Genomic DNA, 25,830 nt, shown 5'->3' on the forward strand with positions numbered 1-25,830 from the left:
GGCACGATACCGTAGCCCGGATGAGCGTAGCGATATCCGGGAAACCTCACGACAAAGACCCGGATGTCGCTTCGCTCATCCGGGCTACCGGTTCAGCTCCTCAGGCCGCTTTCCCGCCCATATACTCCGGCAGCCAGCGCTCGAACGATGCCCTGAGCGTGTCAATCGCAACAGGCGCCTCGCCGGCGATCGCGACGGCGTCGCCGCCGGTGGTGCCGATCCGCACGCAGGGCACCTCGCAGCCGCGCATCTTGGCGAGCACGCGGCCGGCCTCGGTTTCAGGCACGGTGACGAGATAGCGCGCCTGGTCCTCACCGAACCAATAGGCCTGAGGCACCAGCGCGGTCGGCGCCGCCAGCAGTTTGGCGCCGATGCCGCTCGCCATCGCCATCTCGGCCAGCGCGATCAGAAGACCGCCGTCGGAGAGATCGTGCACGGCGGTCGCGGTGCCCGCATGGATCATGCCGCGCACGCAGTCGCCGTTGCGCTTCTCGGCCGCGAGATCGACCGGCGGCGGCGCGCCCTCCTCGCGACCGCAGATGTCGCGCAGGTAAACCGACTGACCGAGCCAGCCGTGAGTTTCGCCGATCAGGAGGATCGCCTCGCCTTCGGCCTTGAAGGCGAGCGAGGCCGACTTGGTGAAGTCGTCGAGCAGGCCGACGCCGCCGATGGAGGGCGTCGGCAGGATCGCGCGGCCGTTGGTCTCGTTGTAGAGCGAGACATTGCCGGAGACGACCGGGAAGTCGAGCGTGCGGCAGGCTTCCGAGATGCCCTTCAGGCAGCCGACGAACTGGCCCATGATCTCGGGCCGCTCGGGATTGCCGAAATTGAGATTGTCGGTGATCGCAAGCGGCTTGCCGCCGACCGCAGTGATGTTGCGCCAGGCTTCCGCCACGGCCTGCATGCCGCCTTGATAAGGATCGGCCTCGCAATAGCGCGGCGTCACGTCGACGGTCAGCGCGAGGCCCTTCGGGCCGTCCTGCACGCGCACCACCGCGGCATCGCCGCCGGGACGCTGCATGGTGTTGCCGAGAATGACGTGGTCGTACTGCTCCCAGACCCAGCGCTTGCTGCACATGTCGGGCGTGCCGATCAGCTTTTCGAGCGCGGCACCGAGATTCATCGGCGCCGCCACTTCGCGCGCATGCACGACAGGCAAAGCGGCGGAGGGGACATGCGGGCGGTCATAGAGCGGCGCCTCGTCGCCGAGTTCCTTGATCGGCAAATCGGCCATGACGTCGCCGCCATGCTTGACCACAAAGCGCTTGCTCGGCGTGGTGTAGCCGACCACGGCGAAATCGAGGCCCCACTTCTTGAAGATCGCCTCGGCCTCTTTCTCCTTCTCGGGCTTGAGCACCATGAGCATGCGCTCCTGACTCTCCGAGAGCATCATCTCGTAGGCGCTCATGCCGATCTCGCGCGTCGGCACCGCATCGAGATCGAGATCGACGCCGAGATCGCCCTTGGCGCCCATCTCGACCGCCGAACAGGTCAGACCCGCCGCGCCCATGTCCTGGATCGCGATGACGCAGCCCTTCTCCATGATCTCGAGGCAGGCCTCTAACAGCAGCTTTTCGGCAAAGGGATCGCCGACCTGGACGGTCGGGCGCTTCTCTTCGGACTTGTCGTCGAACTCGGCCGAGGCCATCGAGGCGCCGTGGATGCCGTCGCGGCCGGTCTTGGAGCCGAGATAGACGATCGGCATGTTCACGCCGGAGGCGGCGGCATAGAAGATCTTGTCGGTGTCGACGAGGCCGACCGCCATCGCGTTGACGAGAATGTTGCCGTCATAGCGGGTGTGGAAGCGGACCTGACCACCGACCGTCGGCACGCCGAAGGAATTGCCATAGCCGCCGACCCCGGCGACGACGCCGGAGACGAGATGCCGCGTCCTGGCATGCTCCGGTGCGCCAAAGCTCAGCGCATTGAGGCAGGCGATCGGGCGCGCGCCCATCGTAAAGACGTCGCGCAAGATGCCGCCGACGCCGGTGGTCGCGCCCTGGTACGGCTCGATGTAGCTCGGGTGGTTGTGGCTCTCCATCTTGAAGACCACGGCCTGGCCGTCGCCGATGTCGATCACGCCGGCATTCTCGCCCGGGCCCTGGATCACCCAGGGCGCCTTGGTCGGCAGGCCCTTCAGATGGAGGCGCGAGGATTTGTACGAGCAGTGCTCGTTCCACATCGCCGAGAAGATGCCGAGCTCGGTGAAAGTTGGCTCCCGCCCGATCAGCTTCAGAATGCGCTCATACTCGTCCGGCTTGAGCCCGTGGGCGGCAATAAGCTCGGGAGTGATCTTGGGTTCGTTCTTCATGGATTCGAGGCTTTCGACGGCGGTGGGCCGTTCTTAGGAACATCGGACGGCTTGGAAAAGCCCTTTATGGCGCATTTTCCCGCTGTCCCACGTTTTGCGGCCGGGGGCTGCGGGAACAGGAATTGCACAGCGTGGACAGATCGGATTTAAGGGCAAACGACTCGCAATTGAAGGCCCATTTCCTTGCACGAATTGACCAAAGCGCCCCCGCCCCGCCGCCCCGACCTCCACGTCGCCACCGATGGGGAATTCCAGGGCTGGCGAACCTGGATTCGCGACAGTTTTGAGAGCCATATCGGCCCGTTCTGGCACAGGATCGAGGACGACGGCAGCGTCCGCTCGGCGTTCCGGGTCGAGAAGAAGCACCTCAACGGCTCCGGAAACGTCCATGGCGGCTGCTTCATGGCATTCTCCGACTATTGCCTGTTCGCGATCGCCACCCACGAGCTGGATGGGCCGGCCGTGACCACCAATTTCGCCTGCGACTTCCTCGACGCGGCACGCGAAGGCGAGCTGATCGAATGCGTCGGCGAGGTCTCCCGCGCCGGCGGCTCGTTGATCTTCCTGCGCGGCAAGCTGACATCAGGCGGGCGGCCCCTGTTCACCTTCTCCGGCACGATCAAGCGGGTGAAGCGGAAGCCGGCACCACAGCCAAACGCATAGCTCGCCGCCTTCCCTTTTGGCGCCCCGTCGCCCAGACTTCGGTCCAGCGCTGTCGCGCCGGGAGCAACACCAAGGTGCCGCAGAGCACACCGCCGACGGGTCGCGCCTCGGCCTCGCCGCTGCCGTCCATGCCCGCCACCAGCGCGCGCAACTGGCGTGACTATGCGCTGCTGGTCGCGCTGGCCTGCTGCTGGAGCTCAACCTATCCGCTGGCCAAGCTCGCGCTGGATACGATCCCGCCCGTGACCTTCATCTCGGCGCGCTCGCTGATCGCGGCCGCCTTCCTGTTCGCGATCCTGTGGATGCGCGGCGTCAGGATTCCGACCGACGCGAAGGCCTGGAAGCTGTTCGCGACCCAGCAATTGATCAACTCGACCTTTCCGTTCCTGATCATCACCTGGTCGCAGCTCTATGTGCCGGCCGCGAACACGGTGGTGCTGGCCTCGACCACGCCGATCTTCGCCTTCCTGATCACCTCGCTGATCACGCGCCACGAGCCGGCAACGCTGCTGAAGCTGTTGGGCGCGATTCTCGGCCTTGCCGATACCATCGTCATCGTCGGCCTTGATGCGCTGCGCGGCTTCGGGAGCGAGATCGTGGCGGAGATCGCCATCCTGCTCGCCACCATCTCGTTCGCCTGCGCCACGATCTTCGGCCTGCGGCTGTCCGAATACGATCCGATGGTGGTGGCGGCCGGCTCGCTGCTGTTCGGCGGCCTCGTGCTGCTGCCGCCTTCACTGATCATCGACCAGCCCTGGACGTTGCACCCGACGCCGACCGCGATCACAGCCACCATCGTCATGGGCATCGTCTCCAGCGCCCTGGGGCTGATGCTGTTCTACATGTGCCTGGGACGGCTCGGCACGCTGACCACGAACGCGCAAGGCTATTTGCGCATCCCGATCGGCGTCGGCCTCTCAGTGCTGCTGCTCGGCGAGAGCGTGCCCTCGAACCTGGCGCTGGGCCTGGTGCTGGTCATGGCGGGCGTCGCCGCGATGACGGTGCCGACGGAACGGCTGAAACGACGCTAGCTATTACTTGGCGTCGTCCGCCAGCATCTTGCGATACTTCTCGACGTCGCGCGTCACGAGCTTCTGAAGCACCTCGGGCGTGTGCTCGTCGGGATCGGGTGCCACGGTCGAAAGATCGGCGAACCGTTTCTTCACCGCGTCGGTTTCCACGGCCGTACGCGCGGCGGCATTCAGCTTGGCGATGACCGCCGGCGGGGTGCCCTTGGGCGCGAACAGGCCGTTCCAGCCCTGCGCTTCGAATTCGGGCAGGCCGGCTTCGGCTGACGTCGGCAGGTCGGGCACTGTGGCGAGCCGGACGGTCGAGCCGACCACGAGCCCGCGCGCCAGCTTCTCGTTGATCGACTGCGAGACGGAGGCTGCCGCATCGCAGACGCCGTCGATCTGGCCGCCGATCGCGTCGGTGAGCGCGGGCGCGGCGCCGCGATAGCCGACCAGCGTCGCGTCGATCCCGGCGGCTGTGACGAAGCTCTTGCAGATCAGGTAATTCGAAGAGCCGACGCCGGCATGGCCGAGATTGATCTTGCCCGGATTGGCCTTGGCGTAGGCGATGAACTCCTTCAGGTCCTTTGCCGGAAAATCTTTGCGCACGGCGATGATGCCGAACGTCTTCGCCACCATGGCGATCGGCACGAAGGAGTCCGGCGTGAACGGCAGTTTTGGATAGATCGTATAAGTCGCGGCGTTGGTACCGGCATTGCCGATCGCAATGGTGTAGCCGTCGGGCTCGGCGCGGGAGGCACGCGCCAGTGCGGTCGATCCGCCGGCGCCGGCGACGTTCTCGATCACGATGGTCTGGCCGAGCGCGATGCCCATCTGCTCGGCAACGGTGCGCGCGATCACGTCGGAGGTGCCGCCAGCCGCGAACGGCACGATCATGGTGACGGGACGCTTGGGGAAATCCTGCGCGAGCGCGGCTGTCGCGAACGCAACGACGGCGACAGCGGCCGGCAGCCGCTTCAGCACGAACGCAATCACGCGGCTTTTTCCAGATGCGCGGTGAGGCCAGCGAACAGACCGCGGCCGTCGGTGCAGCCCATGATGTCTTCGACGTGGTTTTCCGGATGCGGCATCATGCCGAGCACGTTGCCCTTGTCGTTCACGATGCCGGCGATGGATTGCGCGGCGCCATTGATGTTGCTGACATCGTCGATCGTGCCGTCGGCCGAGCAGTAGCGGTACAGCACGCGACCCTCGCCTTCGAGCCGCTTGATAGTCTCCGCGTCCGCCGCATAATTGCCCTCACCATGCGCGATGGGCACGCGGATCACCTGCCCCGCATTGTAGCCGCGCGTGAACGGCGTGTCGGAGCGCTCGACGCGGAGATGCACGTCGTGGCAGATGAATTTCAGCCGCGCATTGCGCATCAGGACGCCGGGCAAGAGACCGGACTCGCAGAGGATCTGAAATCCGTTGCAGACGCCGAGCACGAGGCCGCCCTTGGCCGCATAATCGCGCACCGCGTCCATCACCGGCGCCCGCGCCGCAATCGCGCCGCAGCGCAGGTAATCGCCATAGGAGAACCCGCCGGGCACCACCACGAGGTCGGTACCATCAGGTAGCGACGTCTCGGCATGCCAGACCATTGTGGGCTCGCTGCCCGAGATCAGCCTCAAGGCACGCGCCATGTCGCGCTCGCGGTTGATTCCGGGAAAGACGAGGATGGCGGCTTTCATGGCAGAGGTTCCGAACGAGGATTGAATGGGGCTGGCACGGCTGCCAAATCGGCAGCAGACATAACCATTTGACGGGGATTTTACCAGTGCTAGCCTTGCCCGCGAGCGTTGTGCACAGGCCATAGCCCGCCATTCGGCCGATCGATTCGCCCGGGATCAAAGCCATGAATGTCCCCTCGCTGCCCGCATCCCTCTCCGAGCCGGTGTCCACCGAGGGCGTCATCGCCGCCGGTGCCTATGTCGACGGCCGGCGCGTCGCCAATATCGCCATCAGCGAAGCCTCGAGCTGGCGGGCGAAGCCCGGCCACGTGGTCTGGATCGGGCTGCACGAGCCCGACATGGCGCTGCTCAGCGCGGTGCAGAAGCAGTTCGACCTGCACGAGCTCGCCATCGAGGACGCCAACCATGCCCATCAGCGACCGAAGATCGAGCAATATGGCGAGGCCCTGTTCATCGTGGCGCGCACGGCGCAACTGATCGAGGGCCGGATCGCCTTCGGCGAGACGCACATCTTCGTCGGCGAAGGCTATCTGGTCTCGGTGCGCCACGGTGCGTCGACGTCCTACACGCCGGTGCGCGAACGCTGCGAAAGCTGCCCGCGAGCGCTCGCGCGCGGCGAGGACTACATCCTCTACGCCATTCTCGATTTCATCGTCGACAACTACTCGCCCGTGCTCGAGAGCATTCACGAAGAGGTCGAGAGCATCGAGGATGACGTGCTCTCCAAGTCGATCAGCAAGGCGCAGATCGAACGGCTCTACATGCTGCGCCGCGACCTCTTGCGGCTCCGGACCGCGATCGGCCCTCTGGTCGAGGTCTGCCGCCGGCTCGAGCACGACGAGCTGGCGATGGTGCGCGCGACGATGCAGCCGCTGTTCCGCGACGTCACCGACCACGTCCGCAACATCCAGGAGCGGATCGATTCGATGCGCGAGGTGCTGGCGTTCGCCTTCGAAGCGAGCCTGCTGGTCGGCCAGGCCCAGGAGACGGCGGTCTCCAAGAAGCTCGCCTCGTGGCTCGCGATCATCGCGATCCCGACCGCGCTCGCCGGCATCTACGGCATGAACTTCAAGCACATGCCGGAGCTGGACTGGGAGTACGGCTATTACACGCTGCTCGGCGTGATGCTAGTCTCGTGCGGGGCGCTGTACTGGCGTTTTCGTCGGGTCGGGTGGCTGTGAGCCATCCCGTTCACCCGATCAGCTCGACCCGATAATTCTCGATCACGGTGTTCGCCAGCAGCTTGTCGGCGGCGTCCTTCAACGCCGCCTCCGCTTTCGCCTTGTCCGCGCCGGCGAGCTCGATGTCGAACACCTTGCCCTGGCGGACGCTGGCGACGCCGTCGACGCCGAGCGACTTCAACGCACCCTCGATCGCCTTGCCCTGCGGATCGAGGATGCCCGTTTTCAACGTCACGGTAACACGTGCCTTCACGTCAGATTCCTCTTAGCTCTTCACCAGCACCGGGCCGGAGCCCGCCGGACGCTCGTTCTCCATGAGGATGCCGAGACGCTTGGCGACTTCGGTATAGGCCTCGAGCAGCCCACCGAGATCCCTGCGGAAACGGTCCTTGTCGAGCTTCTCGTTCGACTTGATGTCCCACAGACGGCAGCTATCCGGCGAGATCTCGTCGGCGACGATGATCCGCATCATGTCGTTCTCGAACAGTCGGCCGCACTCCATCTTGAAGTCGACGAGGCGGATGCCGATGCCGAGGAAGAGACCGGTGAGGAAGTCGTTGACACGGATGGCAAGCGCCATGATGTCGTCGATCTCCTGCGGTGTCGCCCAGCCGAAAGCGGTGATGTGCTCTTCCGACACCATGGGGTCGTTGAGCTGGTCGTTCTTGTAGTAGAACTCGATGATCGAACGGGGCAGCTGCGTGCCCTCCTCGATGCCGAGGCGCTGCGACAGCGAACCGGCGGCAACGTTCCGCACCACCACTTCGAGCGGCACGATCTCGACTTCGCGAATCAACTGCTCGCGCATGTTGAGGCGGCGGATGAAATGGGTCGGCACCCCGATGTCGTTGAGGTGCTGAAACAGGTACTCCGAGATCCGGTTGTTGAGGACACCCTTGCCCTCGATCACCTGATGCTTTTTCGCATTGAACGCGGTGGCGTCGTCCTTGAAGTGCTGGATCAGGGTACCGGGCTCCGGGCCTTCGTAAAGAACCTTTGCCTTGCCTTCATAAATGCGACGCCGACGGCTCATGGGGATGTACCGTGTTTTGTTGAAATCCATGTATCTGGTGTGCTCCGGTTGACGAGACTACGACCCACAGCGGAGCTGCCGTGAACGGCCCGGAACCCCTAGAAACAGAACGGGAACCCAGCCCTAGGCAACCTATCCGATTGGCTGTCCCAGCACAATCGATCCGGCCGTCCGGCATCAAACTTATACCGTCTTGCCTGCGGCTTAACGGCTCGTTGTTTTGCCGATTCGTGCCCCCTATCTAGGCATGCACCGGGGCTCTCGCAACGAGGGCCGGCCGGGTCCAGTCAGCAGGGAATTGGAAAAGGCATGAGCACGTTGGACAAGCGCGAGGAAGGCTTCGAGAAGAAGTTCGCCCTCGACGAGGAGCAGAAATTCAAGGCGGAAGCCCGCCGCAACCGCCTGCTCGGGCTGTGGGCGGCCGAAAAGCTCGGCATTACCGGCGATGCCGCCACGGCCTATGCCAAGGAGGTGGTCGCGGCCGATTTCGAGGAAGCCGGTGACGCCGACGTCCTGGGCAAGGTCATGGCCGATTTCGCCGCGAAGAACGTCGCCATCACCGAACAGGCGATTCGGGCCAAGATGAACGAGTTGATCGCGGTGGCGGCGGCCGAGGTGAAGGCCGGGAAATAAGGCGAAAGCGGCATCCGCACGCACTGTCATTCCGGGGCGGTCCGCAGGACCGAACCCGGAATCTCGAGATTCCGGATCGCCGCTATCGCGGCGTCCGGAATGACGGAGGGATCGATCACCCCTCCTTGAATCCATACTCCGGCACGTTGCCGCTGGCGCCGTAATATTTATACGGCAGGAATTTGCCGCTCATGGTGATCTTGACGCGGTCGCCCTTCGGATTGGGCAGGCGCTCCATCACCATGTCGAAATCGATCGCCGACATGATGCCGTCGCCGTACTCCTCCTCGATCAGCGCCTTCCAGGCCGGACCGTTGACCATGACCAGCTCGTAGAAGCGGTAGATCAAGGGATCGGTCGGCGGCATCGGCATGCCGCGCATCGGCGTCTCGTTCAGCATCGTGGTCTCGGCCTTCGTCAGGCCGAACAGTTCAGCGGCGTTCGCGGCCTGCGGCTTGGTCAATTTCATTTGGCCGAGGATCGCGCCTGTTATCAGCACCTCGGAATAGCCGCCGATCTGCTCGCAAATATGTTTCCAGGTCCAGCCCTTCTCGCGCTTGATGTCGAGCAGCTTCTCGGTGAGGTCTTCGCGTTTCATGTCAGGGTCTCCTTTTTCAAGCAGTCAGCCCGGGACTCGTCCCGGGTATCCAGGTCTGTCGTTGCTCGTCTCCACTGGACGCGACGGTCAGTCCGGGCTTGCCGATATGCACCACCGGCACATTGCGCGGATCGTGAGCGGGCGTCTCGGCCGCGAAAGTCTTGCTGCGCGTCACCAGGAAATCAACGATGTGGTTGCGCAGCGCGTAGTACAACGGGTGGCGGTGCAAATCGGTGCGGCCGCGGTCCCTCGGCAGTGGGTTCACGACCACTTCGGCCAGCACCGCGCCGGGACCGTTGGTCATCAGGAATATCTTGTCGGCGAGATAGATCGCCTCGTCGACGTCATGGGTAATCATGAACGCGGTCTGCCCGGTCTCCAGACAGATGCGCCGCACCTCGTCCTGCAGCGTGCCGCGCGTCAGCGCGTCGAGTGCCGAGAACGGCTCGTCCATCAGCATCATCTTTGGCGTAATGGAGAGCGCACGCGCGATGCCGACGCGCTGCTTCATGCCGCCGGAAAGCTCGGAAGGTCGCTTGTGTTCCGAACCCGTCAGGCCGACGAGATCGATAAATGTCTGCGCATGCGCCTTCACCTTGGCGCGATCCCAGCTCCGCCATTTCGAGCTCACGGCGTAGGCAACGTTGCCGAGCACGGTGCGCCAGGGCAGCAGCGCATGGCTCTGGAAGATCACGGCGCGATCGAGGCTGGTGCCTGAAATGGCCTGTCCGTCGACGATGACCGCGCCTTCGCTCGGCGCATCGAGGCCGGCGAGGATGTTGAGCACCGTTGTCTTGCCGCAGCCGGAATGGCCGATCACACAGCAGAACTCGCCGCGCGCCATCGACAGCCAGAGATTCTCGAAGACCGCCGTCGTCGCGCCGTCCGCGCCCGGATAGCGCTTTGCGATGGCTTCGATGGAGATGAATTTTTCGGTCACGGCCCTACTCCGGAAACGTGACCATGCGCGTGAAACGCGCAAGGATTTGGTCGAGCAGCATGCCGACGACCCCGATCAGCAGGATCGCGATGATGACGTTGGTGATCGAGAGGTTGTTCCACTCGTTCCAGACGAAATAGCCAATGCCGGTGCCGCCGACCAGCATTTCGGCCGCGACGATCACCAGCCACGCAATGCCGATCGAGATGCGCATGCCGGTCAGGATCGTCGGTGCTGCCGCCGGGAGGATCACGGTGAAGGCGCGCCTGATCGTGCCGACCTCGAGCGTTCGCGCGACGTTGATCCATTCCTTGCGTACGCTCGCGACCCCGAACACGGTGTTGAGCAGCATCGGCCAGATCGAGCAGATGAAGATGACGAAGATCGCGGAGATCGAGGAATCCTTGATAGTGTAGAGCGCGAGCGGCATCCACGCGAGCGGCGAGATCGGCTTCAGCACTTGGATGAAGGGATCGAGCGCCTGACTTAGCAGCGGCGACATGCCGATCAGGAAGCCGAGCGGGATGGCGACGAGCACGGCAAGCAGATAGCCGGTGCCGACGCGCGCGATCGAGTAGCCGAGCTGGATGCCGAGCCCCTTGTCGTTCGGCCCGTTGTCGTAGAACGGCCTCCTCACATGCTCCCAGAGTTTTGCGCCGACATCGAGCGGCCCGGGCATGGCTGATTTGCCCTGGGTCGCGGTCAGGCCCATCAGCTTGGCGTATTCCGCGCTCATCGTGGCCACCGGCGCCGTCGAGCGCACGGCGAGATGCCAGACGCCGAGGAACGCGACGAGCAGCACGATCGAGACCAGGCCGGCGCGGATACGGAGGGAGGCGGTGGTCATCTCCCTCTCCCCGTTCTTACGGGGAGAGGGTCGGGGTGAGGGGCATGCTTCCACATATTCGGTGAGAGACGAACTCGCGGAGAGTCCCCCTCACCCGGATTGCATCTAACGATGCAATCCGACCTCTCCCCGCAAGCGGGGCGAGGTGAAAAGACAGCGCGGCCGCTCACGACGCCTTCCTGATCTTGAAGCCCGCCAAATAATCCTCGGGCTTGGCCGGATCGAAAGTCTTGCCCATCACCGCGAACGATTTGTAGCTGCCGGCCGGCGGCGCCAGGCCCATCTCGGTCATCAGCTTCCTGGTGTCGGTGGCGAGATAGACCTGCTCGGCGACCGCCTTGTAGTCGACGTCGCCCTTGATCTGGCCCCAGCGCTTCATCTGCGTCAGCATCCACACCGCGAAGGACTGCCAGGGGAACGGGTCGAAATCGACGCGCTTTTCGTCCGTCTTCACGCCGCCGAGGCCGTCGGCATAGGTGCCGGTCAAGACCTGTTCCAGCACCGTGACCGGCGCGTTGATGTAGTTCGCCGGCGCGATGGCTTCCGCGATCTGCTTGCGGTTCTCCGCCTTCGACGCATAGGCCGTGGCATCGACGATCGCGCGCGTCAGCGCGGCAAAGCTGTTCGGCGCCGTCGTGATGAACTCGCGGCTGGCCGCGAAGCTGCAGCAGGGATGGCCGTCCCAGATTTCCTTGGACAAGAGATGCATGAAGCCGACGCCGTCATAGATCGCGCGCTGGCAGATATTGTCGGGCGCGAGGAAGCCGTCGATGTTGTCGGCGCGCAGGTTTGCCACCATTTCCGGCGGCGGTACCGAACGCAGCTGCACATCGGTGTCGGGGTCGATCCCGTGTTCGGCGAGATAGTAGCGCAGCAGATAATTGTGCATGGAATAGTCGAAGGGGATGGCGAATTTCATGCCCTTCCAATCCTTCGGGTCGCGCTTGTCCTTGTGCTTGCTCGCCAGCACGATGCCCTGCCCGTTGATGTTCTCGATCGCGGGCACGGCAAACGGAATCGCGTTGGCACCTAGGCCAAGCGAGATCGCGAGCGGCATCGGCGCCAGCATGTGCGCGGCGTCGTATTCCTTGTTGATGGTCTTGTCGCGGATCACGGCCCAGCCGGCGGTCTTGACCACGTCGACGTTGAGGCCGTGCTTGGCATAGAAGCCCAGCGGCGCCGCCATGATGATTGGCGTGGCGCAGGTGATCGGGATGAAGCCGACCTTGAGATCCTTCTTTTCCGGCGTGCCGGCCTGCGCAAAAACCTCGGTCGCGGTCTGAAGCGGGAAGAACTGCGACAGCGCGGCCAGCGCGGTGGAGGCCCCGACCGACTTCAGGAATGCTCGCCGCGCCAGGTCCTGCGGAAACATCGCGCGCATCACGGCAGAGGCGACCACGCCCTCGTAGCGCTTCTCCTCGCTCTCGACGGGATCACAGCGCAACGCGGTGGCCTGCTCATGCTCCGCCGCGGATTGATGCTGACCACAGGCACAGCCGGCTCGCAGGTTGCGATTGGGATCAAACGGATTGTCGAAAGTGGACATCGGACCTCCTGCGCGTCGTTGCGAGGAGAATTACGCAAGGAGCATGCCACCACCTTCGCGCCCACCAGTGCCTTGATGACGCAGCACTTTCGCCTGCACTTGGTCTTTACGAAAATTCGTGATAAACGACATTTCGTAGTTGAATAACGAGATTTCGTAATGGCAACGACGCCAATGCTCGCCCACGACGACGTGGCCCCGACCATCGATCCGCGCGTCGCGGCTTTCGAATCCTCGGTCGAAGCGACGCTGCTGATCGACCCCTTCGGCGACCTGATCGTCGATGCCAATCCCGCCGCCTGCGCCCTGCTCGGCTACGACCGCGCGCTGCTGCGCCAGACCAGGCCGAGCACGCTGCATGCCGGCGAACTTCCGGCGCTGACCGTGTTCACCCAGGCCGTGCTGCACAAGGGCGCCTACTGGACCACGGCGCTCAACCCGCGCCATGCCACCGGGCAAAATCTCCGGCTCGAATATGCCGGCTGCGTCCTGCCCCATGACGGGCGCACGCTGGTCCAGCTCACCCTGACCGATCTCGAAGCACGCCGCCGCCGCAATGTCGATGCCGCCGCTGAAGACCACATGCGCAGCGGCATCTCGACCTGGCAGCGGGTCGAGCGCGTGTTCCAGGACATCGAGCGCGAGAACCAACTGATCCTGCGCGCCGCCGGCGAAGGCATTTACGGCGTCAACGCGGAAGGAAAGACCACCTTCGTGAACCCCGCCGCTGAGCGGATGCTGGGCTGGACTGCCGAGGAGCTGGTCGGCAAGGAAATCCATCCCATCATGCACCACACCCACCATGACGGGCGGCACTATCACAACCATGATTGCCCGATCTACGCGGCGTTCCGCGACGGGGCCGTGCACCAGGTCGACGGCGAGGTGTTCTGGCGCAAGGACGGCTCGCCGGCCTGGGTCGAATACACCTCCACGCCAATCCGCGACCGCGGCGTGGTGGTCGGCGCCGTCGTGGTGTTTCGCGACGTCAGCCAGCGCCGCGAGGCCGACGAGAAGCTGCACGCCGCGCTCGCCGAAGTCGATCGCCTGCGCGAACGTCTCGAGCTCGAAAACGCCTATCTCCAGGAAGAAATCCGCATCGAGACCAATCCGCGCGGCATCATCGGTGGCAGCGAGGCGATCCAGAAAACGCTGCGCCAGGTCAAGCTGGTGGCGCCGACCACCGCTGCGGTGATGATCACCGGCGAGTCCGGCACCGGCAAGGAGCTGATCGCGCGCGCCATTCACGAGGATTCCACCCGCAGCGACCGGCCGCTGATCCGCGTCAATTGCGCCGCGATCCCGCGCGAATTGTTCGAGAGCGAGTTCTTCGGCCATGTCCGCGGCGCCTTCACCGGCGCGACGCGCGACCGCATCGGCCGCTTCGAGCTCGCCGATGGCGGCACGCTGTTCCTCGACGAGGTCGGCGAGATTCCACTCGAATTGCAAGGCAAGCTGCTGCGCGTGTTGCAGGAGGGCAATTTCGAGCGGGTCGGCCAGGAGCGCACCCGCGCGGTCGACGTCCGCGTCATCGCCGCGACCAACCGCGACCTCAAGCAGGAGGTGCAGCGCGGCCGTTTTCGCGAGGATCTCTATTTCCGGCTCAACGTGTTTCCGATCGAGACGGTGCCGCTGCGCGAACGGCGCGAGGACATTCCTCTGCTCGCCCAGCATTTTCTGACCCGCGAGAGCAAGGCGCTGAAATCGAATCTGCGCTTGTCGGAAGGCGATGCGCGGCGGCTGACGCGCTATGACTGGCCGGGCAATGTCCGCGAACTGCAGAACGTGATCGAGCGCGCTGCGATCCTGTCGCAGAACGGCCGTTTGCGGATCGATCTGCCCGACTCCTCCGGCACGCAGGCCCCGGTTGGCGCCACGCGGCAGAAGGCTGACGCACGGCCCGCTGTGATGACGTCATCCGAAATGCGCGATCACGAGCGCGCCAACATCCTGGCCGCGCTCGAGGGCTGCGCCGGAAAAGTGTTCGGCCCCGGTGGCGCGGCCGAGATGCTGGATATCAAGCCGACCACGCTGGCCTCGCGGATCAAGGCGCTGGGAATCGCGCCCCGTCCGCGTGCCCTCGGTTAGCGGCGATCACGCCGCCTTGGTCGTCACCTCCGATGCGATCGGCAATCCCTGCTCGATCGGCAGCGACGGATCGCGCGACCATTCGTTCCAGGAGCCGAAATACATCCGCACGTCCTTCACGCCGGCGTTTTTCAGCGCCAGGAACGTGTTCGAGGCGCGCGCGCCCTTGAAGCAGTAGAGATAGACCGGCGTGGAGGGCGAGATGCCGACAGTGGCGCATTCCGCCAAAATCTCGTCCTTGGACTTGAAGCGCGGGCCCTCGGCGGTTGGCTTCATCATGCGATACCATTCCAGCCACACCGCACCGGGGATGCGACCCTTGCGCGGGCAGTAATCCTTCCCGTACGGAGACGAGCTGTCGCCGATCCATTCGTCGACGTCGCGCACGTCGAGAATGGCGACGCCCGGCTTGCCGACCGCCGCCAGCATGGTCTTGGCGTCGATCAGGATATCGCCCGCTTCAGGCACGATTCCGAACGACGCCTTCGCCGGCGCCGGCACATCCTTCGTCACCGGAAGACCTGCGGCCGCCCAGGCATCGAAGCCGCCATGCAGCACCTTGATCTTGGGATAGCCGAGCATGGTGAGCAGGTAGTAGCCGCGGCAGGACTGGCCGAAGCCGGAGTTCATCGACTGCTCGTAGATCACGGCGGTCTCCTTGCCGGACAGGCCCGCGCCGCCAAAGGCGTCGGCGAACTTGGTCTTCAGCTCGGCCATGCCCTCCGGCGTCGAGGTCGCAAGAAACGTGAATATCTCATGCACGTTCACGGCATTGGGAAGGTGCCCGGCGCCATAGGCGTCGGGGTTGCGGGTGTCGATCACGACACAGGGCTCGGTCTTCAAGAGATCGGCAAGTTCGCTGGCAGAGATCAGAACGTCCGTCATTGGCAGCCTCTCCGTTGAGGTTAGATGGTGGGTGGGCTCGTAAAACTCAGGAATCGGCAAGCATCTTGCGCAACTGCTTGGTGGCAGGCGTGACGATCGCGACGAAATAGGCCTCGCGCAGCCGGCGCTGCGCGCGGTGGGACTTGAGGTAGCCGCGCGCGCCACAATGCAGCATCGCCGCATGCGCCGCCGCGACGCTGGCCTCGCCGGCGCGAAGCCTGAGCGCGATCACCTTGCGCCAGTAGGTCTCCTCTTCATTGTAGGGATCGCGCGCCAGCGCCATGGTCTCGGCCTCGAGCTCGGCGGCGAGATCGCGGAAATGCACCGGCTGTTGCGGCAAATAGCGGTTGATGTGACCGAGCGGGTTGTCGACCTCGTCCATGATGTTGATGCAGTCCTTGATGAGCCCGAGCGCCATGCCGGCCTGCAGCAGGATGAACCCGGCGCGGATCTTCTTGACGAACGGCGCGGCGGGATCGGCCAGGATCAGCTCGTCCGGCACGAAGGCGTCGCGGAACTGCACGCCGTAGGTGCCGGTCCCGTCCATGGCGAGAAACGGCTTGCATGGCGTCAGCGTGATCGCGGGATCCGAGCAGTCCGCCAAAAACATCACCTTGCCGGGCTCGCCACTTGCGATGCCCGGCTCGTCCTCGCGTTCGAAGATGGTGCCGAAATAATGGCCCGGGCCGAGATTGGAGACCCAGGGCAGCGCGCCGCGCACGATGTAGCCGCCGTCGACCTTGCGCCCCTTCAGTTTGAGCTTTTCGATGCCGAAAAAGCTCTTCATCGGATTCGAAAGCCCGGTGCCGCCGAGCACGCGACCGGTCGAGAACGCATCGCCGAAGCGCTTGGCGAGCTTCATATTGGTGGAGTTGGCGGCGTACCAGACCAGCGTGTTCTGGCACCACGCCATGAAGGCGGTGCTGCCGCAGACCTCACCGATCGCCGACATGGCCTGGATGGCACAGCGCAAATCGGCGGGACCTTCGTGGGGCATGTGACTGCCCCAGGCACCGACCTCGCCAAGTTTGCGCAGCACTTCGGCCGGATAGACCGAGCCGTCGTCGATGCCGGCGGCGAGCGGCGCGAGCTGCTCCCGCGCGATCCGCGCCACCTCGCCTGCAATGGACGGTGCGGGCTGATCCAAAACTTCGGCCCGTGATAAAGCCAGTGAACCCATGATCGTCTCCCGCACCTGTCCTGATTGCCGTTCGCTAGATGCCGACCTCGAGATTGACCGGGCGGGTGAAGGTGTTGGCGACCGGCGACCATTGCTTGACGTGGGCGACCAGCGCATTGATCTCGTCCGGCGAGATCCCCTCGCATTCCATGTCGACCTTGACGCGGACGTCGGTGAAGCCGACCGGCTTGTCCGAGACGTCGCCGGTGCCCCAGACCGCGGTGATGTTGAGGTCGCCCTCCAGCTCGAGCTCGAGCTTGTTGACGATCCAGCCGCGATGCACGGCGTTGGCGTGCAGGCCGACGGCGAGGCAAGAGCCGAGCGCGGCCAGCGAGGCCTCGGACGGATTGGGCGCAGTGTCGTCGCCGAGCAGACCGGGCGGCTCGTCTACGATGTAGGGCTGCAAATTGCGGATGTAGTTGGCGTGGCGGAATTTTCCTTCCGCGACCGTCTTGCACTTCAAGGTCTTGATGACCTTCGGATTGGCCTTGCCGCTCGCGATCAGTTGCTCGAGGCCATTCTTGTCGATGGGCGCGAGGCAACCCGTCAGCACTGTCTTTTGAACGAGGGCAGTCATCATCTTCTCCCTGGCAGAAGTGGAAATCGGCAGGATACCGAACGGTCTGTTTCCTTGCATAGAGCGTGCCAGAGCCCGCCAAAATCAAAAGGCGAAGCATTGGAGCGGCTTAGGGAGCGTTGCCTGCGGATCGATCAGTCGCCCTTTGCTCAAAGGCGATGCAGATGCGCCTCCCGTGCGAATCTTTTCGGCGCCGAACAGATGCGGCTTGCTGATGCGGCGCGGCTGCGGGTAAGTTTGGAATCATGACAAAGACGTCAAAGAAAAAGCCTCATTCGCCCCACGCCGGGGCAGGCGACGAGGAGTCCGCGCGCGGACGCCTGCTCAGCGCCGCGACGCATCTGTTCTGCAAGAACGGCATCAACGCCACCGGCATCGACGCGATCATCGCGGAAGCCGGCACCGCGAAGACCACGCTCTATAAATTGTTCGGCTCCAAGACCAATCTCGTCAACGCGGTGCTGGAGAGCGAAGGCAAGCAGTGGCGCGAATGGTTCATCGGCGCCATGGAGGAAGGCGGCGGCGATGCGCAAGCCAAACTCACGCGCATCTTCCCGGCCCTGAAGAGCTGGTTCGCCGAAGAGCGCTTCTACGGCTGCCCCTTCATCAACGCGGTCGGCGAGCACGACAAGGACGCCAAGCAGTTCCGCAATATCGCGCTGAAGCACAAGAAGATCGTGCTCGGCCATATCGAGAAGCTCGCCGGCGAGCTCGGATCGAACGAACCCATCGTGCTCGCGCACCAGCTCGGCCTGTTGATCGACGGCGCGATCGTCGCGGCGATGGTGTCGCGCGATCCGGGTGCGGCGGATACGGCGGCGCTGACGGCAGGTCCCCTGCTCAGCCAGTCCAAGGCAAAGAAGAAGCGCGCGGCGGATCAGCTCGAGGCGGTGTGATCGCTCCCATCCCGTAGCCCGCATGAGCGACGCGACATGCGGGACGACCGTCCCCGGATGTCGCGTCGCTCATCCGGGCTACAGCACTCGCAGCCGCTCGCGCGGTAACGCAGCAATGAACCGCCTGATCGCCCCCAGCACCGGTCCCTGATCGCCTGCAAAGAACCAGTGATCATGGCCGTCGAGCTCGACGAATTGCGCACCTTTGATCCGGCTCGCGAGATCGCGGCCGGCCGCAATCCGTACGGCCTTGTCGTCCCGACGATGCAGCACCAATGTCGGCATGGCAATCTGCGGCAAAAGCTGCCGCACGTCGGCGTCGCGAAACGCCTCGAGCACGGCCGAGATGCCGCCGGGACTGGAGGCCGCGCGCAATAGCCCCGCCCACCAGGCGCGGGCCTGGGGATCGCCGGCAAGGCTGGGCGCGAAGGTTTCAATCTCTACCGGTCCTCCCCATTGCGCAATGAGGTGCTTGCTCCAGGCGTCGTACTGGCTGGCGCGCAACGCGTGCGGATAGTCCTGCGACCAGCAGCCCTTGGCCAATGCACCGAACAGAATGAGTCCGGCCACGAGACGCGGCTCATCGACCGCAAATTTGATGCAGGCTGGCCCGCACTCGGATGCGCCGAACAGCACGACATGGCGCGAATCCGTCGCCCGCAGAACGGTACCGATATCCTCCGCGGTGACATCGATACCGGGGGCCGATCCAACCCGGTCCGACAGCCCGATGCCGCGACGATCGAACACGATCAGGCGCCCAAGCTTCATCAGTGAGGCCAGAAACCTCCGGCTCGCGGGATGCTCCCAGGCGCGTTCCACATGCGACACGAAGCCCGGCATGACCAGGATGTCGACCGGACCGCTGCCATAGGTCTGATACGCCAGATGCACGCCGGCGCCCTTGACATAGCGCGTCGCTGGAATCGCATGTGCCGCCGCAGGACTCATTAGCGCCTCGGTCTCCGCTTCGGGCGCAACACCAAGCTCGTCACGCAGCCGCTGCGTCAGTGCCGCGTGGTGCCGCTCTGCCGCGCTGCGGTCGCCCGCCAGCAGCAGGCTGCGGATCAGATGCCGGCCGTAGACCTCGCTCAAAGGATCGAGCTCGGCCAGACGGGTCGCATGTGCGGTCGCGGCAAAGTAGTCTCCGGCAGCAGTCTTGTCCTGCACCAGACGCTCCAGCGCGTGAACGAGACGTCCGCGCAGCGCCTCGCGGCGAAAGAACGCCCAGTCGTCGAATTCCGGACAGTCCTCCGGCGAGAAGCCTGCGAGGAAATCTCCCCGATAAATCTGGCAGGCCTGGTCAAAGTCACCGCGATCGCAGGCGCTCTCGAACAGATGTGCATCGACTTGCAGCGCGACTGCCGGAGACCACCGCAGACTGGTCCGATCGGTCTCGAACACCTGCTGACCGAGCGTCAGCTCGATGCGGTGAAGCAGCCGCCGCAATCGCGCAAGGCCGGTCTCGCGGTCGGCCTCCGGCCACAGCAGCGTGGCCACCACGTCGCGGGCCGCAGCGCACTTGGCTTCCGCGAGATAGACCAGCAGCGCGAGGCCCTTGCGCAGGGCCAACTTGATCGGGCGGCCGTCGGCGTGGACCTCCGGGAACCCGAACGTCCCCAGCGAAAAAACCGTCATGAAAGTCCTCCCTCCCCTCGCGGCGCCCCCGGGGGACGCACAGGGGACGGTCCAGCGATAGCAGTCGGGGCAGATCGAGCCTGCTCGCCGGCGAGCAACTCAGGCTCCTGCATGCGGCACGGCTGCATCAGGCACAATAGGAAAAAACATGATCTCGCGCCTCCTGATCCTGCTCTACGCCATCGTGAGCTACGTCATCTTCACGGTCTCATTTCTCTATGCGCTCGGTTTCGTCGGCAATTATGTCGTGCCCAAGTCGATTGATAAGTCGATCGACATGCCGATCGGCGTCGGCAGCCCGACGGACCTGAGCGTGGCCATCGTCGTCAACCTGCTGCTGATGAGCCTGTTTGCAATCCAGCACAGCGTCATGGCGCGCCCGGGCTTCAAGCGATGGCTGGTCAAATTCCTCCCCGCAGCCTGCCAGCGCAGCACCTATGTGCTGCTCTCCAGCCTGATCTTGCTGCTGCTGTTTTGGCAGTGGCGTCCGATCCCCACGCCGGTCTGGCAAACCAGCGGAACAGCGGCCTGGTTGCTGATCGGCGTACATTGGCTCGGCTGGCTGATCGCGTTCGCCTCGACCCACATGATCGATCATTTCGATCTGTTCGGCCTGCGCCAGGCCTTCGTTGCGTTCCGCGGGAGCGCGATACCAGGTCAATCGTTCAGGACGCCGCTGCTCTACAAGATCGTGCGGCATCCCATCATGCTCGGCTTCCTGCTCGCGTTCTGGGCCACGCCCGAGATGACCATTGGCCACCTTCTGTTTGCACTCGCAAACACCGCCTACATCCTGGCCGCGCTTCAGTTCGAGGAGCGCGACCTGATCGCCGAATTCGGCGCGACCTACCAGGACTATCGCCGACGCGTTCCCATGCTGCTGCCGCGTCCTTTCGGAGCGCCCCGATGAAAGCGATTCTGTGCACATCGTTCACCGGACCCGGCGATTTGCGCCTCGGCGAGATCGACGAGCCGAAGCCGGCCGGCGACGAGATCCTGATCGACGTCCACGCGGCTTCAGTCAGTTTCATGGACCAGTTGGTGGTCTCGGGGCTCTACCAGATGCGGCCGCCGACGCCCTTCGTGCCTGGCACGGAAGCATCCGGTGTCGTCGTCGCGGTCGGCGACGAGGTCACGGGATTCGCGCCTGGCGACCGCGTGGCGTGCAGCGCCTGGACCGGCGGCTACGCCGAACGGATGATAGCGAAGGACTCAAAGTGCGTGCGTCTGCCTGAAGGCGTCGCGTTCGAAGCCGCGGCGACGGTCCTGCATAATTACGGCACGGCCTATTATGCGCTGGTCGAACGGGCCCGGGCGCAGCGCGGCGAAACGCTGTTCGTCACCGGTGCTGCTGGCGGAGTTGGCCTTGCCGCCGTCGACCTCGGCCGCCATCTGGGACTGCGTGTCGTCGCCGGTGTCGGCTCCGACGACAAGGCAGCCCTGGTCCAGAGTTACGGCGCCAGCGAAGTCGTCAACTATCGCAGCGAAGATCTGCGCGGCCGGATCAAGGCGATCACGGCAGACGGCATCGATATCGGCTTCGGCACTGTCGGTGGCGCGATATTCGAGCAGATGGCCCGCTCGATGAAGTGGGGCGGACGGCTGATGCCCATCGGCTTCACCAGCGGCGAGATTCCCCAGCTCCCGATGAACCTTCCGCTGCTGAAGAACTATTCCATCCTCGGCGTCTTCGTCGGCGCCTGGGCGGAGAAATTTCCCGCGGACGCCGCGCGTATGAATGCCACGCTGATGCAATTGCTGGCCGGCGGAAAAATCCGCCCGCATATCGATCGCGTCCTCCCTTTGGAGGAGGCCGGCGAAGCCATGCGTGCCGTGGCCAACCGAACGGTTCAGGGGCGAATTGTCCTCAAGATCAGGTAAAGTGCACGGGGAAGAGAGAACAAAACCTATGACACAGATCATCATCGACAAACGCTTTTGCGGTCCTCCCAACTCCGGCAACGGCGGCTATGTCTGTGGGCGGCTGGCCCGCCACATTGCCGGCGCCGCGGAGATAACGCTGCGCGCACCGCCGCCGCTGGACACCCCGCTTGATGCGGTCGCGACGAACGACGGCACATGGGAGCTTCACGACAGCGACAAGATCGTCGCGACCGGGCGGCCGGCAAGCGTCGAGCTTGCGCGGCTGGAGACAGCGAGCCTGGAGAAAGCACGCGCCGCCGAATTGCTGGCGCTAGTCCAGCCGCACGAGCATCCGCTGCCGAATTGCTTCGTTTGCGGTCCCGCGCGTGCGAAAGGCGACGGCCTGCGCATCTTCGCCGGGCCGCTCAGCCGTCATGCGCAGATTCCTGTCCTCGCGGCGACCTGGGCACCAGATTCGAACCTCGCCGCCGAGGACGGCCTGGTCGCACCCGAATTCCTCTGGTCGGCGCTCGATTGCCCCACCGGCTTTGCCTGCAATTACGATCAGCAGAGCGGCGGCTTCGAAAAGACCCCGCTCCTGCTCGGGCGGATGTCGGCTCACATCGACGCCCGCCCGCGCCCGGGAGACCGCTGCATCATCACGGCCTGGCCAACCGCCCGCGACGGCCGCAAGCGCATGGCCGACGCCGCGGTGCATGATGGAGCCGGGAAATTGCTCGCGGTGGCGCGCACGACATGGATTGCGGTGGAGCGCGAGGTGCAGCTCGGGCGCCTTTCGTAGAGGGGACATGGGCGCCCGGTACGGAGCCAGCCAGCTTTCGGCTAGCCAAGAGAGCACTCCACCTTGCCCACCATGCGACGCTGCCAAGCGTCGAGAAGCATTGAACCCCTATTTGATCAAAGATACCCTTGCAGCTGTCGCCAACGCAAAAAAGATCCAAGGGGGTACGCGATGATCCGCAAGTTAACGGCATTTGCAATCCTTGCTACGGGCACGTTCATCGCTGGCGTCGCAAATGCCGAGGCACAGCAGCCGGAGCTTAATGCGCCTGACCTAGTCCTCGTTAATGGCAAGGTTCTGACGTTAGACGACCGATCGACCGTCACGGAGGCAGTCGCCGTCGCGGATGGAAAGATCATCGCGACCGGAACCAGTGCTTCGATCAAGGCGCTTGCAGGCGCCCGGACCCGCGTGCTCGATGTGTCTGGCAAGACCGTCATCCCCGGATTGATCGATACACACGCTCACTTCAAAGCCGCTGGTCTGGGCGACTATGTCGTAAGCCTGGGCCGAGCCAAGACCGTTGCGGACGCGCTCGAGGCCATCAAATCATTCGCCACGAAGAAAAAGCCGGGTGAGTGGATTGTAGGTGGCGCGTGGCATCCACCCTCACAATTGGCCGAGAAGCGCTATCTGACGAGGCAGGAGATCGATAGCGTTGCTCCAGACAACCCGGTCTATCTTCGCACCGTCGGGCATTTCTCGATGGCGAACACCATGGCTCTACAAGTGGTCGGTGTCGACAAGACCACCGCGGATCCGAGTGGTGGAAAGTTTGAACGCGATGCAGCCGGTGAATTGACCGGCGTGCTCGTGGAGACGGCGATCGATCGGGTCGAGAAGGCCGTACCACCCTGGACAGAAGACGACGAAATGCGGCAATTCACCATTGCCGAAGGTGTGCTGAACAGTTTTGGCATCACCAGTGTGATCGAAGGCGCAACAGAGCCACGCGACGTCCGCACGCTGCAGAAGCTTGTCGCAGCCGGGAAGGCCACTTTGCGCACCGGCGTGATGTTTCGACCGGAGCCCCCAGCTGATCTGACTGCATGGGAAGCGATCATGTCAGGCAATGGCGCCTCATCAGGGTTCGGTGACGATTGGCTCAAGTTCGCCGGCATCAAGATCTTTTACGACGGCGGCATGACGCTGAAGACGGCGCTCATGCGTGACGTGTATCCCGATTCACACGACAACTATCACGGCATCACGCAGCAGACTCCCGAGCGGCTGAAGCAACTCATCGCCGTCAGCAACCGTTATGACTGGCGTGTCGGTGTCCACGTGGTGGGCGACCTGGGTATTGACCAGGTGCTCGATGCCTTCGAGGCAGCGGATAAAGAAAAATCGATCCGCGATCGTCGCTTCGTCCTCATCCACGCCAGCCTGATCCGGCCAGAACAGATGGAGCGTGCGCAGAGACTCGGAGTCCGCATCGATTTCCAGAACGTTTTCATGTGGGATAAGGCAGCGACCGTCGAACGATTTCTCGGGAAAGCGACCGCCGACCGCGCCGTACCGACCAGAACGTTGATCGAAAAAATGGGGCTCAACAGCCTCGGCGCCGGGACGGATTTTCCGGTCAACCCGATCAACCCCTTCCTCAACATGTACATCATGGTGACCAGGAAGGACCCCAACGGAAACGTCTACGGCTCGGCAGAAGCCATCACCCGCGAGCAGGCCCTCCGTCTCTACAGCAGCGCGGCTTCACGCTACACGTTCGATGAAGCGCGCAAAGGGACCATCGAACCCGGAAAGCTGGCGGACATCGTGGTGCTCTCCGCCGACTACGCGACCGTGCCGGAGGAGCAGATCAAGGACATCAAGGTGGACCTGACCCTGGTCGGCGGCAAGGTTGTCTTCCAGCGCTGAACCGGCGCTGATCGGCCAAGGTGAGCGAGACCGACAATCCGCTTTGCTTTTCGACGAAATCTAAGCGCTCTGCTGTATCATTCCCTGCAGCCGCTCCAGCTCCGCCTCGATATCGCGCTCCACATCCGCCGCCCGAATCTCCAGCACCCGATAATCGCGCGCCTCCAGCCACGCCCGCCGCGACGCACGATCCGCGACGATCGCCTCGTTCTCACCCGCGTTCACCAGCTCGATCGCGATCCGGTGCGGGAACGAGACGAAGTCCGGGATGTGCCGCCCCACCGGGGTCTGGCGCTTGAACCCTCCTGCGAAACGGCGATCGCGTGTGAGCGCCTGCCAGAGCAGGCGTTCGGCGTCGGTTGGGTTGCGGCGGAGCAGGCGGGCGAGGCCGCGTACGGTGGAGCCACTGTCGGGCACGCCGCCGCCCTGCCCGTGCTCGGCCAAAAGCGCGCGCAGCCGCGTGGCTTGCTCGCCGTCGAGCACGCCGCCCTTGGCCGGGCCCTTGCGCCCTTCCGCGATCGCCATCACGACACCGTGCAGGGTGTGCATGTCCTGCTTGGTCGGCTCCATCCGAGTGAAGATGTTGCGCAGGTTCACCAGCATGGTGTCGCGCTTCTCGGCCGGGCGCAAAAATTCGACCCGGTCGAGCTCGCGGATCAAATTGTCGAAGAAGGCCTGCATCTGGTGCTGCGAGGCGCGCTCGGAGCGCTCCGGCATGGCGTGCGGCAGCTCGCCGGAGGTCGCGCGCTTGAACCATTCGTAGCCGACCAGCAGCACGGCCTGGGCGAGGTTGAGCGAGGCAAAGCCCGGATTGACCGGGAAGGTAATGATGCGGTTGGCAAGCCCGACCTCCTCATTGGTCAGGCCCCAGCGCTCCCGGCCGAACAGGATACCGGCCTTTCCGCCGGCGGCGACGTGCCCGGAAATCTCACTAGCTGCGGCTTCCGGGCCCACCACCGGCTTGGCCTGGTCGTGGGGGCGCGCGGTGGTGGCGAACAGCAGGTCGAGGTCGGCGACGGCCTCACCGACCGTGTCGAACAATTCGACCTTGTCCAGAATATAGTCGGCCCCGGCCGCGGCGCGCTGGGCGGCGATGTTCGGCCAGCCGTCGCGCGGATTGACGATGCGCAATCGGCTCAGTGCGAAGTTACCCATGGCGCGCGCGGCCATGCCGATGTTTTCGCCCAGCTGCGGCTCGACCAGGATGACGATGGGACCGTCGAGGGAAAGGCCCGCCTTGCTCTTGTCAGTCCCCGACATCTCGCTTCGCTTTCACACTGGTTCTCAAGGCCTTGGACAGGCCCTCTTGATGAAATGATTCAAGGCCGGTCCTGACCTGGTCTCGACCTGGTCTCGACCCGGTCTTGACCTGCTCTCGGGCCGGCTGCCCGTTCGCCTGTCGTTTGCCTGTCCCGACAAAATTCTCAAGGGAAATAACGGGTTGGATTCGACTTTTGAATCTCGCCTGAAACTTCAGCCCTGCCCTCGCGACGGGGCTCCTCGAACCCCCATCTGCGGGGGCTGGATGAGCCAAAAGTGCATAATCCCTTGGCTTTCGCCCGCTGCTATC

The 25,830-nt window shown here is 64.2% G+C and carries 24 protein-coding genes; 10 read left to right on the forward strand and 14 right to left on the reverse strand.

Annotated features, from left to right (window positions below; genetic code table 11):
• Positions 1–100: 100 nt before the first annotated feature.
• Positions 101–2,311 carry a phosphoribosylformylglycinamidine synthase subunit PurL gene (purL, locus tag FXB41_RS35225; RefSeq protein WP_219684986.1) on the reverse strand — a complete coding sequence of 737 codons (2,211 nt, stop codon included), beginning with the start codon at positions 2,309–2,311 and terminating at the stop codon, positions 101–103.
• Between the two features lie 183 nt (positions 2,312–2,494).
• Here purL and FXB41_RS35230 point away from each other — a divergent pair, with 183 nt between their 5' ends.
• Entirely contained in the window at positions 2,495–2,974 is a 480-nt protein-coding gene (locus FXB41_RS35230) for a PaaI family thioesterase (protein ID WP_007602274.1), read from the forward strand.
• A 74-nt stretch (positions 2,975–3,048) separates the two neighbouring features.
• Positions 3,049–4,005 carry a DMT family transporter gene (locus FXB41_RS35235; protein ID WP_219684987.1) on the forward strand — a complete coding sequence of 319 codons (957 nt, stop codon included), beginning with the start codon at positions 3,049–3,051 and terminating at the stop codon, positions 4,003–4,005.
• Between the two features lie 3 nt (positions 4,006–4,008).
• On the opposite strand, the gene FXB41_RS35240 is transcribed toward FXB41_RS35235, so the two are convergent.
• Entirely contained in the window at positions 4,009–4,980 is a 972-nt protein-coding gene (locus FXB41_RS35240; protein WP_219684988.1) for a tripartite tricarboxylate transporter substrate binding protein BugD, read from the reverse strand.
• Entirely contained in the window at positions 4,977–5,678 is a 702-nt protein-coding gene (gene purQ / locus FXB41_RS35245; RefSeq protein ID WP_219684989.1) for a phosphoribosylformylglycinamidine synthase subunit PurQ, read from the reverse strand. The genes FXB41_RS35240 and purQ overlap by 4 nt, the downstream gene beginning before the upstream one ends.
• Before the next feature lie 164 nt (positions 5,679–5,842).
• On the opposite strand from purQ, the gene FXB41_RS35250 reads away from it, so the two are divergent.
• Entirely contained in the window at positions 5,843–6,859 is a 1,017-nt protein-coding gene (locus tag FXB41_RS35250; protein WP_219684990.1) for a magnesium and cobalt transport protein CorA, read from the forward strand.
• Positions 6,860–6,869: 10 nt separating this feature from the next.
• On the opposite strand, the gene purS is transcribed toward FXB41_RS35250, so the two are convergent.
• Positions 6,870–7,112, reverse strand: coding sequence for a phosphoribosylformylglycinamidine synthase subunit PurS (purS, locus tag FXB41_RS35255; protein WP_007602264.1), 243 nt, complete (start codon positions 7,110–7,112; stop codon positions 6,870–6,872).
• A gap of 12 nt (positions 7,113–7,124) precedes the next feature.
• Positions 7,125–7,892, reverse strand: a complete 768-nt coding sequence (gene purC, locus FXB41_RS35260) for a phosphoribosylaminoimidazolesuccinocarboxamide synthase (protein ID WP_171944915.1) — start codon at positions 7,890–7,892, stop codon at positions 7,125–7,127.
• A gap of 309 nt (positions 7,893–8,201) precedes the next feature.
• Here purC and FXB41_RS35265 point away from each other — a divergent pair, with 309 nt between their 5' ends.
• Complete coding sequence (locus FXB41_RS35265) at positions 8,202–8,525, forward strand: DUF1476 domain-containing protein (RefSeq protein WP_219684991.1); 324 nt, start codon at positions 8,202–8,204, stop codon at positions 8,523–8,525.
• A gap of 115 nt (positions 8,526–8,640) precedes the next feature.
• On the opposite strand, the gene cynS is transcribed toward FXB41_RS35265, so the two are convergent.
• The 4 genes from cynS to FXB41_RS35285 all read right to left on the reverse strand — a co-directional run bounded on the left by cynS (position 8,641) and on the right by FXB41_RS35285 (position 12,456).
• Positions 8,641–9,123, reverse strand: coding sequence for a cyanase (gene cynS / locus FXB41_RS35270; protein ID WP_219684992.1), 483 nt, complete (start codon positions 9,121–9,123; stop codon positions 8,641–8,643).
• A 16-nt stretch (positions 9,124–9,139) separates the two neighbouring features.
• A complete protein-coding gene (locus FXB41_RS35275; protein ID WP_219684993.1) occupies positions 9,140–10,063 on the reverse strand; it encodes an ABC transporter ATP-binding protein in 924 nt (307 codons plus the stop codon).
• A 4-nt stretch (positions 10,064–10,067) separates the two neighbouring features.
• The gene (ntrB, locus tag FXB41_RS35280) at positions 10,068–10,910 is read right to left on the reverse strand and encodes a nitrate ABC transporter permease (protein WP_219684994.1); all 843 of its coding nucleotides are present in this window, start codon (positions 10,908–10,910) and stop codon (positions 10,068–10,070) included.
• A gap of 166 nt (positions 10,911–11,076) precedes the next feature.
• Positions 11,077–12,456 (reverse strand): CmpA/NrtA family ABC transporter substrate-binding protein, encoded by a 1,380-nt coding sequence (locus tag FXB41_RS35285; RefSeq protein ID WP_219684995.1) that lies wholly within the window; start codon positions 12,454–12,456, stop codon positions 11,077–11,079.
• 159 nt (positions 12,457–12,615) lie between these two features.
• On the opposite strand from FXB41_RS35285, the gene FXB41_RS35290 reads away from it, so the two are divergent.
• A complete protein-coding gene (locus FXB41_RS35290) occupies positions 12,616–14,544 on the forward strand; it encodes a sigma 54-interacting transcriptional regulator (RefSeq protein ID WP_219684996.1) in 1,929 nt (642 codons plus the stop codon).
• A 6-nt stretch (positions 14,545–14,550) separates the two neighbouring features.
• Here FXB41_RS35290 and FXB41_RS35295 read toward each other — a convergent pair whose 3' ends face one another.
• From FXB41_RS35295 to FXB41_RS35305, 3 genes are read right to left on the reverse strand one after another with little or no spacing between them, the layout of a single operon-like run.
• Positions 14,551–15,429 carry a sulfurtransferase gene (locus FXB41_RS35295; protein ID WP_007602248.1) on the reverse strand — a complete coding sequence of 293 codons (879 nt, stop codon included), beginning with the start codon at positions 15,427–15,429 and terminating at the stop codon, positions 14,551–14,553.
• 46 nt (positions 15,430–15,475) lie between these two features.
• Positions 15,476–16,609: an acyl-CoA dehydrogenase family protein gene (locus FXB41_RS35300; protein WP_219684997.1), complete on the reverse strand. Its 1,134-nt coding sequence runs from the start codon at positions 16,607–16,609 to the stop codon at positions 15,476–15,478.
• A 34-nt stretch (positions 16,610–16,643) separates the two neighbouring features.
• Complete coding sequence (locus FXB41_RS35305) at positions 16,644–17,186, reverse strand: OsmC family protein (RefSeq protein ID WP_219684998.1); 543 nt, start codon at positions 17,184–17,186, stop codon at positions 16,644–16,646.
• A 245-nt stretch (positions 17,187–17,431) separates the two neighbouring features.
• Here FXB41_RS35305 and FXB41_RS35310 point away from each other — a divergent pair, with 245 nt between their 5' ends.
• A complete protein-coding gene (locus tag FXB41_RS35310) occupies positions 17,432–18,082 on the forward strand; it encodes a TetR/AcrR family transcriptional regulator (RefSeq protein ID WP_219684999.1) in 651 nt (216 codons plus the stop codon).
• 78 nt (positions 18,083–18,160) lie between these two features.
• Here the strand turns inward: FXB41_RS35310 and FXB41_RS35315 are convergent, their stop codons facing one another.
• Positions 18,161–19,720, reverse strand: a complete 1,560-nt coding sequence (locus FXB41_RS35315; protein WP_219685000.1) for a bifunctional AfsR/SARP family transcriptional regulator/alpha/beta hydrolase — start codon at positions 19,718–19,720, stop codon at positions 18,161–18,163.
• Between the two features lie 148 nt (positions 19,721–19,868).
• Here FXB41_RS35315 and mddA point away from each other — a divergent pair, with 148 nt between their 5' ends.
• The 4 genes from mddA to FXB41_RS35335 all read left to right on the forward strand — a co-directional run bounded on the left by mddA (position 19,869) and on the right by FXB41_RS35335 (position 24,260).
• A complete protein-coding gene (gene mddA / locus FXB41_RS35320) occupies positions 19,869–20,630 on the forward strand; it encodes a methanethiol S-methyltransferase (RefSeq protein ID WP_007602238.1) in 762 nt (253 codons plus the stop codon).
• Complete coding sequence (locus FXB41_RS35325) at positions 20,627–21,601, forward strand: NADPH:quinone oxidoreductase family protein (protein WP_219685001.1); 975 nt, start codon at positions 20,627–20,629, stop codon at positions 21,599–21,601. The genes mddA and FXB41_RS35325 overlap by 4 nt, the downstream gene beginning before the upstream one ends.
• 28 nt (positions 21,602–21,629) lie before the next feature.
• The gene (locus FXB41_RS35330; RefSeq protein ID WP_219685002.1) at positions 21,630–22,385 is read left to right on the forward strand and encodes a PaaI family thioesterase; all 756 of its coding nucleotides are present in this window, start codon (positions 21,630–21,632) and stop codon (positions 22,383–22,385) included.
• Positions 22,386–22,556: 171 nt separating this feature from the next.
• On the forward strand, positions 22,557–24,260 hold the full coding sequence (locus tag FXB41_RS35335) for an amidohydrolase (RefSeq protein ID WP_219685003.1): 1,704 nt from the start codon (positions 22,557–22,559) through the stop codon (positions 24,258–24,260).
• 60 nt (positions 24,261–24,320) lie between these two features.
• Here FXB41_RS35335 and FXB41_RS35340 read toward each other — a convergent pair whose 3' ends face one another.
• A complete protein-coding gene (locus FXB41_RS35340) occupies positions 24,321–25,520 on the reverse strand; it encodes a TrmJ/YjtD family RNA methyltransferase (protein WP_219685004.1) in 1,200 nt (399 codons plus the stop codon).
• Between the last annotated feature and the right edge of the window lie 310 nt (positions 25,521–25,830).

This window comes from Bradyrhizobium canariense, from assembly GCF_019402665.1.
Lineage (GTDB): Bacteria > Pseudomonadota > Alphaproteobacteria > Rhizobiales > Xanthobacteraceae > Bradyrhizobium > Bradyrhizobium canariense.

Coding starts and splice junctions, on each gene's coding strand:
- purL (WP_219684986.1), bottom strand. CDS start 2,311: ATGAAGAACGAACCCAAGATCACTCCCGAGCTTATTGCCGCCCACGGG.
- purQ (WP_219684989.1), bottom strand. CDS start 5,678: ATGAAAGCCGCCATCCTCGTCTTTCCCGGAATCAACCGCGAGCGCGAC.
- FXB41_RS35250 (WP_219684990.1), top strand. CDS start 5,843: ATGAATGTCCCCTCGCTGCCCGCATCCCTCTCCGAGCCGGTGTCCACC.
- purC (WP_171944915.1), bottom strand. CDS start 7,892: ATGAGCCGTCGGCGTCGCATTTATGAAGGCAAGGCAAAGGTTCTTTAC.
- FXB41_RS35265 (WP_219684991.1), top strand. CDS start 8,202: ATGAGCACGTTGGACAAGCGCGAGGAAGGCTTCGAGAAGAAGTTCGCC.
- cynS (WP_219684992.1), bottom strand. CDS start 9,123: ATGAAACGCGAAGACCTCACCGAGAAGCTGCTCGACATCAAGCGCGAG.
- ntrB (WP_219684994.1), bottom strand. CDS start 10,910: ATGACCACCGCCTCCCTCCGTATCCGCGCCGGCCTGGTCTCGATCGTG.
- FXB41_RS35285 (WP_219684995.1), bottom strand. CDS start 12,456: ATGTCCACTTTCGACAATCCGTTTGATCCCAATCGCAACCTGCGAGCC.
- FXB41_RS35290 (WP_219684996.1), top strand. CDS start 12,616: ATGGCAACGACGCCAATGCTCGCCCACGACGACGTGGCCCCGACCATC.
- FXB41_RS35295 (WP_007602248.1), bottom strand. CDS start 15,429: ATGACGGACGTTCTGATCTCTGCCAGCGAACTTGCCGATCTCTTGAAG.
- FXB41_RS35300 (WP_219684997.1), bottom strand. CDS start 16,609: ATGGGTTCACTGGCTTTATCACGGGCCGAAGTTTTGGATCAGCCCGCA.
- FXB41_RS35305 (WP_219684998.1), bottom strand. CDS start 17,186: ATGACTGCCCTCGTTCAAAAGACAGTGCTGACGGGTTGCCTCGCGCCC.
- FXB41_RS35310 (WP_219684999.1), top strand. CDS start 17,432: ATGACAAAGACGTCAAAGAAAAAGCCTCATTCGCCCCACGCCGGGGCA.
- FXB41_RS35315 (WP_219685000.1), bottom strand. CDS start 19,720: ATGACGGTTTTTTCGCTGGGGACGTTCGGGTTCCCGGAGGTCCACGCC.
- mddA (WP_007602238.1), top strand. CDS start 19,869: ATGATCTCGCGCCTCCTGATCCTGCTCTACGCCATCGTGAGCTACGTC.
- FXB41_RS35325 (WP_219685001.1), top strand. CDS start 20,627: ATGAAAGCGATTCTGTGCACATCGTTCACCGGACCCGGCGATTTGCGC.
- FXB41_RS35330 (WP_219685002.1), top strand. CDS start 21,630: ATGACACAGATCATCATCGACAAACGCTTTTGCGGTCCTCCCAACTCC.
- FXB41_RS35335 (WP_219685003.1), top strand. CDS start 22,557: ATGATCCGCAAGTTAACGGCATTTGCAATCCTTGCTACGGGCACGTTC.
- FXB41_RS35340 (WP_219685004.1), bottom strand. CDS start 25,520: ATGTCGGGGACTGACAAGAGCAAGGCGGGCCTTTCCCTCGACGGTCCC.